Annotated in this window: 5 protein-coding genes; 4 read left to right on the forward strand and 1 reads right to left on the reverse strand. The window is 66.5% G+C overall.

Going from position 1 to position 7,816, the window contains the following annotated elements; all coding sequences use genetic code 11:
• Nucleotides 1–76 precede the first annotated feature (76 nt).
• Entirely contained in the window at nt 77–2,686 is a 2,610-nt protein-coding gene (gene ligD / locus VN461_08560) for a DNA ligase D (protein HXB54819.1), read from the reverse strand.
• Between the two features lie 699 nt (nt 2,687–3,385).
• On the opposite strand from ligD, the gene VN461_08565 reads away from it, so the two are divergent.
• The 4 genes from VN461_08565 to VN461_08580 all read left to right on the forward strand — a co-directional run bounded on the left by VN461_08565 (nt 3,386) and on the right by VN461_08580 (nt 7,536).
• Complete coding sequence (locus VN461_08565; protein ID HXB54820.1) at nt 3,386–5,206, forward strand: FAD-dependent oxidoreductase; 1,821 nt, start codon at nt 3,386–3,388, stop codon at nt 5,204–5,206.
• A 323-nt stretch (nt 5,207–5,529) separates the two neighbouring features.
• Entirely contained in the window at nt 5,530–6,120 is a 591-nt protein-coding gene (locus VN461_08570) for a hypothetical protein (GenBank protein HXB54821.1), read from the forward strand.
• A gap of 452 nt (nt 6,121–6,572) precedes the next feature.
• A complete protein-coding gene (locus tag VN461_08575) occupies nt 6,573–6,755 on the forward strand; it encodes a hypothetical protein (protein ID HXB54822.1) in 183 nt (60 codons plus the stop codon).
• Between the two features lie 340 nt (nt 6,756–7,095).
• Nucleotides 7,096–7,536, forward strand: coding sequence for an AP2 domain-containing protein (locus VN461_08580; GenBank protein ID HXB54823.1), 441 nt, complete (start codon nt 7,096–7,098; stop codon nt 7,534–7,536).
• Nucleotides 7,537–7,816 lie beyond the last annotated feature (280 nt).

Raw genomic sequence — 7,816 nt, forward strand, 5'->3', positions numbered from 1 at the left:
CATCGCCAGCGAGAATGGCTCCGGAGATCTGCCGATTTGCACTGGTCCAGGGTCCACAGGTTCACAACCAACAACACTAATCAGACTCGCCGCCCGCGAGGTCGCGCGTAAGCGATGTGGGCGCCAGTTGCTTGACCTCGAGGTACCGCCCCCAGGGGTCGACCGCGCCCGATCCAAAACCCAGGACGCGAAGTGGCACCTCCGCCACGGTTAGGTCGGTGGGACCCGAGAGCCGGTCGAGCTCGTTCCACTCGACGGGCGCGGAGACCGGCGCGCTCTCACGGGCCCGGGTGGAGTAGGCGCCGACCGCGTTGGCCCCACGCACGTTCCGCAGGTAGTCGACGTAGACCTTCCCCTTCCGATGGGCCTTGGCCATGTTTGCGGTGAAGGTCTGCGGCTCCTCTCTCGCGAGCCGCAGCGCCACCGCACGGGTGAACTCCTCGAGCTCCTCCCACCCATGCTCCGGCTGGAGGGGTACGCATACGTGCAGGCCCTTGCCCCCCGTCGTCTTCACGAAGCTCTCCAGGCCGAGCTCGGTCAGGAGAGTCCGCACGCGCCGGGCCGCCGTAGCGACACGGGAGAAGGGCAGCGCTTCGTCGGGGTCGAGATCGAAGATCACCTGATCCGGCTCCTCGAGCCGGGCCACCCGCGAGTTCCAGGGATGGATCTCGAGGATCCCGGCCTGGGCCAGGGCCACGAGCCCCGGCACCGAGTCCACGAAGAGATACTCCTCGCCCTTTCCCGGGACCGCGAAGCGCCGCACCTGTGCCGGCGTCCAGAAGCCCGGGTGCTTCTGATAGAAGGTCTCGCCGCCGACCCCGTCCGGGCACCGCACGAGGGTAAGGGGGCGGCCCGCGAGGTGTGGCAGTACCCTGTCGGCAATCGACACGTAGTACAGGGCCAAATCGAGCTTCGTAAAGCCGAGGCTTGGGTAGTAGACGCGGTCCGGATGGGTCAAGCGCACGCCGAGGAGATCGACGACCTCCTCGCCACTCGTGGCGTGCGTGCGGTTGACGTGAAGCCGCAGCGCTTCCCAGGGCCGGCCCGCGGCCACGGTGTCGACTCCGCCGCCCTCGACCGTCCCCGGACGCTCGCGCACGACGTGGCGCGCCTCCCTGTCGTCGCGAAGCCCAAGGAACACCGGCTCTCGCATCCGGCCCTCGTCCGTCCACTGCGTGAACTCGACTTGGGCCACGAGGTCGGGCTCGACCCATTGCACGCCCCGCCGCAGCGGGCCAGGGACGCCCACGAGCGGCGACGTCTCTCGCCGCCGAACATCCAACCGATGCTGCAGGTCGGCGAGCAGCCGGTCGTTGAACCCGGAGCCGACCTTGCCGGCGTACACGAGCTCCCCGTCTTCGTGAAAGCCCACGAGGAGGGCCCCGATCGACCCCCGGCCGTCAGAGGACGCCGTGAAGCCCCCGATTACAACTTCTTGACTCAGTCGGCACTTCGCCTTCCGCCAATCTCCCCCGCGCCCCTCCCGATAGGGAGCGCCAGCCCGCTTGCTCACGACCCCCTCCAGGCCCGCCTTGAGCACGTTCTCGAAGAACTCGCGGCCCATTCCGCGCACGTGATCGCTGAACCGGAAGGCTGCGGGTGCCGATTCAAGAAGGCGTCGCAGGACCTCCTTGCGCTCGTCGAGCCGCACCTCCCGGAGGTCCCAGCCGTCGAGGTGCAGGAGGTCGAAGGCGAAATAGACGAGCGGTGTCCCTCCCTCGGCGCGGCGCTGCAGGGCCTGGAAGCTCGTCGCCCCGTTGGGCAGCACCGCGGCGACCTCGCCGTCGAGGAGTGCGGTTCCCACCGGCAGGCGGCCCACGGCACGGGCGACCTGCGGGAACTCCTTCGTCCAGTCCTTCCCGTTGCGGGAGATGAGGCGCACCTCCCCCTCTTCGATTCGCGCCACGATGCGATAGCCGTCGTGCTTGATCTCGTGAAGCCAGTCGTCGCCTGCCGGCGGCGCGTCGACCACCATCGCGAGAGCCAGGGGCTGAGTCTGGGGGAGCAGCCCGCGCACGGCGCCGGCGAGGGCCGCGAGGCGGAGGGACGCGCCTCCCTGTCCCTCGGCCGGCCCGCCGAGATTCATTTGCCCGTCCGAGCCGACGACCTTCGAGTGCCAGAGACGGTCCCGCTCGGCGGCCACCTCGGCAAGCCCGCGCCCCGACTCGACGCTCTCCGGGCGCGCGCTCACGATGTCCAGCTCGGCCGCCGCCCGCGCGTGCTCGTCTTTGTCTTTGATGAGGAGCCATGCCTTGGGGTCCTCCCCCTTCATGCGTACGAGCGCCCACCTGCCGGTGAGTTTCTCACCGTGGAGGTGGAACTTCAGCTCCCCCTTCTTGAGCGCAAGACCCGGCTCGAGCACGGGGGTCCATGTTCCGCGGTCCCAGAGCACGACTGCCCCCGCGCCGTATTCGCCCTCCGGGATAACCCCTTCAAAAGAGCCGTAGGCGACCGGGTGGTCCTCGACGCGCATGGCGAGCCGCTTGTCGCGCGGGTCGTAGGATGGACCCTTCGGCACCGCCCAGCTCAGGAGGACGCCATCGAGCTCCAGCCGAAAGTCATAGTGGAGGCGCGACGCCGCATGCTTCTGAATGCAGTACGAGTTGCCCCCGGTGGAACGTGGCTCCCCGGGCGGCTCGGGGGTCTTGGAGAAGTCGCGCTTCTTCTTGTAGTCCTCAAGCGCCATCCAGGGATAGCTTACGCCAGCTGCCACTGGAGAGGGCCCGTTCCCTTCCTCCGAGACTCCCCAATAGAGCTCCTCGTGACTCCCACGCACAGGGTTTCTTCATGCGCGCCGAGAGCTTCTACAATTCTCGCGAGGTACATCGGCCTGGATTGCTCGAGCCGAAGAATAGGGCTTCAGCGACACCCCAGTGGTACCCCAAACCCCTGGCGTTGAGCGCTGCGTCTGTAACTTGATTTATTGGTACGTCCCATAGGGCTCGAACCTATAACCCTCGGCTCCGGAGTTATCGCGCTGGGCCAACTGGGCTTTGACCGGAACAATGGGCAGCCGTCCAGGGGCTCGGCTGCAGGAGAGTGGTCCGTTCCGGTCGACGTGTACCGACCCTGACCTTGGCATCGCCTCTGGCCAACCAGCAAGAGCCCGGCTCGGATCCGGAAGTTCTCGCTGCCCAACGACTCGTCAATCACCGCAGGTCCACGATCGAGTCCAGCAAGGCCGGAAGAAGAGGGAATCGGACGATGTCTGAGCTTGCTGCACAGAACTACTGCTCCCCCCTGATGCGAAGCACGCCGAGCCGCTTCCGTCGGGGGGGAGGTCGGGAGCGTGCAGGTAGCGGCTGACTGTGTTACACCCAATAGCGCGCGGCGGAAGAGGGCGAGCGAGCGCCGATGCCCTCCGGAGCGCGATCGGGGATCTGACATGACCAGCCAGAACGAGCGCGGCGACAACGAGGCACCGGGGGACGCGGTTCCGGCAGCGCCCGCCACTTCCAACCCCGCCTTGGCGTCGCGGTTCCAGCAGATGTTTCCGGTCCTTTCCACGGCCGAGATCGATCGCGTCCGACGTTTCGGCGAGGTCAGGCGGTTCCCGGCCGGGGAGCTGCTGTTCCAGGCAGGAGAGGCCGTCCCCGGGATGTACGTGATCCTCTCCGGCCGGGTAGCGATCCTGCCACGCGATGCGCTGGGACAAGGAGTGCCGATGGCGGCCTTCGCGCAGCTCATCGGGGCCCCGGTCGAGGAAATGACGGAGGTGGTCCCGGGCGAGGTCATAGCCGAGATCGGACAGCTTTCTGGAAGGGCGGACCTGAGCGTGTTCGACGCCAGGGCGGTCGGTGACGTCGAGGCGATCGTCGTCCCGCCTGAGGCGCTCCGAGCGCTGCTGGTCGCCGAGGCCGAGCTTGGGGAGCGCATCCTGCGCGCGCTAATCCTCCGGCGCGCTGCGCTGATCGAGATCGGTTTCGGAGGTCCGGTACTCGTCGGGGCCCTCAAGTCCCCGGATGTGACGCGGCTGTCGCACTTCCTCGAACGTAACGCGATTCCCTTCCGGGTGGTCGATCCTGATGAGGACCGGGATGCTTCGTCACTGCTCGCGCGCTTCGCCCCGAAGCCGGGGGAGCTCCCGATTGTGGTCCTGTCGGACGGCACGGTGCTCAAGAACCCGCCGAAGCAGGAGCTGGCGCAGGCCCTGGGCTTGGTGGCGACGAGCTTCCGCTCCGAACCGTACGACGTGGCCATCGTCGGCGCAGGTCCAGCCGGGCTTGCGACCGCGGTCTACGGCGCGTCTGAGGGCCTGTCCGTCCTGGTGCTGGAAGCGCACGCGTTCGGAGGACAAGCCGGCGCCAGCGCGCGGATCGAGAACTACCTGGGCTTCCCCACCGGCGTCTCGGGGCTGGCACTGATGGGACGCGCCTTCACGCAAGCGCAGAAATTCGGGGCCGAGTTCAGCCTGTCCACCGAGGTCAAGCGACTGGACTGCATTTCGGAAAGTTCAGGTCCTGATCCAGTGCACATCCTCGAGCTTGCCGATGGCCGGCGGGTCCGGGCGCGCACGGTCGTGGTCGCCACCGGCGCGCGCTATCGCCGTCCGGAGATTCCGAACCTCGCGCAGTTCGAGGGCCGCGGCGTCTCCTACTGGGCCTCACCGGTCGAGGCCCGGCTGTGCCGCGAGGAGGACGTGGCCCTCCTGGGTGGAGGAAACTCGGCGGGCCAGGCCGCGGTGTTTCTCGCAAGCCACGCGCGCCACGTGCGCGTTCTGGTGCGCGGGCCAGGCCTGTCAAGCACGATGTCACGCTACCTCATCGATCGGATCCGGGCCGCCCCGAACATCGCGCTGCTCTGCGACACCGAAGTCGTGGAGCTCCTGGGTACGCCCGACAAGGGTCTGCAAGCCGTACGGTGGCGCAACCAGCGAACCGGTGCCGAGGAACAGCACGCCATCGCCCACCTGTTCCTCTTCACCGGCGCCGATCCGGCTGCGAGCTGGCTCGCCGGCTGCGGCATCCCCCTCGACGAGAAGGGCTTCATCCGAACCGGCGCCGAGGTGGGTCCGACCGACCGAGTGCCGCTGCCGCTGGAGACCGGAGTCGAGGGGATCTTTGCCGTCGGCGACGTCCGTTGCGACTCGGTGAAGCGCGTGGGGGCGGCCATTGGGGAGGGGGCCGCGGTCGTGGCGCAGCTGCACACCTTCCTCGCCAGGCGTGGTTCTGCGCCAACCAGCGCGACGCGCGCGACGGCACCTTGATCTGCAGCTCCCCTGGCCTAGCGTGCACACAACTTTGATCCGATCTTCACGTAAGCCTTCGCCAGCGCATGCCTCGATTCGAGCGAACAGCGCGCGAAGAGTCGCCGGATCAGAGATGCCGGCGCGGGGCGGCCGCGAGGCGGTGGAAGCTGGCGGCGGTGAGTACCGTTGCACGACGCACGCTCAGAATGCGCTGGCGACTGCGCCCCGTGCCTGGGGAGATCCCGAAACGGAACGCGGTGAACCAGAAGAACGGCTTGCCCGAAACGGGCCCCCCCTCATCGCGCCTGGTATTCTTTCCCGCTGTCGAGTAGGAGGCATTCATGGGGCAAACGGCGCTGGGCCGCTCTTCGATGATGGCGCTGCTGTTCGTGGTCGGGGGCTCTGGACTCGTTTCCCCGGCGGGGGACGAGGACAAAGCCCTTTTGCGCCTAAAGGCAGCCAGTGTAGACCTGGGCAACCCCGAACACGCCAGCTTGGGGACGCTCGAGATCGGCATCGAACGATGGGCGACCGAGGAGGAGCACGACGAACTCCTTGATACCCTGATCGAGAAGGGCAGCGCAGCACTCCTTTCCGCCCTTCAGGAAATTAAGCCCCGAGCTGGCTACATCCGGAGTTCGATTCGCCCTGCCTGGGACATTCAATATGCCCGCGAGACACCATTAGGTGACGGGGGGCGGCGCATCATCATCGCTACCGATCGCCCGCTGGGCTTCCGGGAGCTGCGGAACTCAGCAGTGTACGAGTTTACGCTAGCCGAGATCCGACTGACCAAGGAGGGAAAGGGTGTGGGCAAGCTCGCCACTGCGGCCAAGGTCAGCTGGAACAAGGACACTCGGTCGGTGGAAATCGAAAACTACAACAATGAGCCAGTGCGCCTAACTGACGTCAAGGTGCTTGGGAAGAGGTAGTGCGGGTCAAAGCTCAAGGATTCATACAGCTAGGTCGGGTCGCGGGTGGAATGGCGGGAACCCTGGGCGTTGTGCCCCGCACGAAGCCTGGGGCAACGGCCCGGCTACGGCTCGTCAGCTAGCTCAGGGCCTTCGCGGTGTGCCTTCTGCGAGGCCACTGATGCCCTTGTCTCTCTGGAGGTCGGCGGCCAGGTCCCGAGCGAGACCGTCAGGAAGGCCAGCGGACCCGCGACGGTCCTCTGCCGACTTGCCAGTCATCGGCCGACAGACTCTGAACACCCGGCGAAAATAGAGATCGCCGAGCGATTGTGGGGCGCCAGAGGGGCGCGCGTAAGTGTGCATGGCTGTTGACTTCCGCGCAGCTTCAGCGGCGTGTCGTGTGCATGCGAGGGCGAGAGCCCGAGTGTGCCGCCGCCCTCGAAGCTGATCCTCGGTATTGGGCTGGTTAGGGGATGGCAGACCAACCGGCGAGCATGATCGAGGCTTATCGTCGCTTCTTGGGTGGCGAACTGCCCCTCGAGGAAGCAGCCCATCTGCTCAGGCGGCACGCCCGGTTTTGGCCGGCCGAGGCTGGGAGCCTGAAGGTCGACGCATTGGATGACGCGGAGCGGGAGAAGGCAGAGCAGCTCTTCTAGCGAGGCGATCCAACCCATCCTTGCTTCCTTCCTGGCCAGGGAGGTCGATGGCGAGGCCGCTGCCCGCCAGCTTGCTCCTCTGGTTTTGCCCGTGGGAGTCTTCACTCTGAACCTCCGCTTGCCGACCGGACAGGCAGTCTGTTCTATCTCGTGCAGTGGTTGTGGCACAGGTTGCCGCCCCATGACCCACCCAATGATGGTCCCGTTGACAACAATCTCATCTGACTGGGGCGGAGGTAACTGGCAGCCGTCGAATGCGATCTGCACCTGACGAGGTCCGGCGCGGTCGTGCGACGCGGCCCTAAGCAGTTGATCTCGATAGGCTTGAAGGAGTAGCGGCGTGGGAAGGCCCGTGAACCCAGCAGGCCCGCTTATCCGGCGGTACGAGCACAACCACTTCCATGGCTTTGTGGTGGCGGCGAAGCGGGCAGGCATACGGTGGGTGAAGTACTTCTCGGACAAGTCGCACGGCGCTGCTGCGGCTCTCAGGCGGGCACGGGAGTATCGCCGAGCCCTCCTGGACCTGCTCCCATGGCTTGCCAAGGTAAAGCGGCGGTACGTGCTGAACCGGACTGGCGTCATCGGGGTATCGCGGATCAAAGAGCGTGCCCGTTCGGGAAGACGCTTCGTGCGCTTTGTCGCCGTGTGGCCTACGCGGAACGGTCGCCCGCGGAAGACGAGCTTCCCTGTGGCACTTTACGGCGAGGCCGACGCCCGCCGCCGGGCTGTCAAGGCGCGGCGAACCGGCCTCGCGGAGCTGTTGCGTCCGCGAGGAGAGTGAGAGCCATCGAAGAGGTGGGTCTTGGCGGAGCAGGCAATGGAGCCTAGCAGCTCAACCCGGTGTTGGAGACGACCTGGACCGGAAAAGCGGACCAGATCTGGCGCCCATCCCGCCGAGAATTTGTCCCCGGCTTGTCCCCGAATGACACGCAGGAAAGCCAATCCCGCTAAATTGTTGATTCTATGGTGCGCCCGGTAAGGCTCGAACTTACAACCTTCGGCTCCGGAGGCCGGGAGAGTGGCGAGTTGTAAAGGTTGAGCCAGTTTCGGTGAGCGGCCCA

This window comes from Vicinamibacteria bacterium, from assembly GCA_035570235.1.
GTDB lineage: Bacteria > Acidobacteriota > Vicinamibacteria > Fen-336 > Fen-336 > DATMML01.

Coding starts and splice junctions, on each gene's coding strand:
- ligD (HXB54819.1), bottom strand. CDS start 2,686: ATGGCGCTTGAGGACTACAAGAAGAAGCGCGACTTCTCCAAGACCCCC.
- VN461_08570 (HXB54821.1), top strand. CDS start 5,530: ATGGGGCAAACGGCGCTGGGCCGCTCTTCGATGATGGCGCTGCTGTTC.
- VN461_08575 (HXB54822.1), top strand. CDS start 6,573: ATGGCAGACCAACCGGCGAGCATGATCGAGGCTTATCGTCGCTTCTTG.
- VN461_08565 (HXB54820.1), top strand. CDS start 3,386: ATGACCAGCCAGAACGAGCGCGGCGACAACGAGGCACCGGGGGACGCG.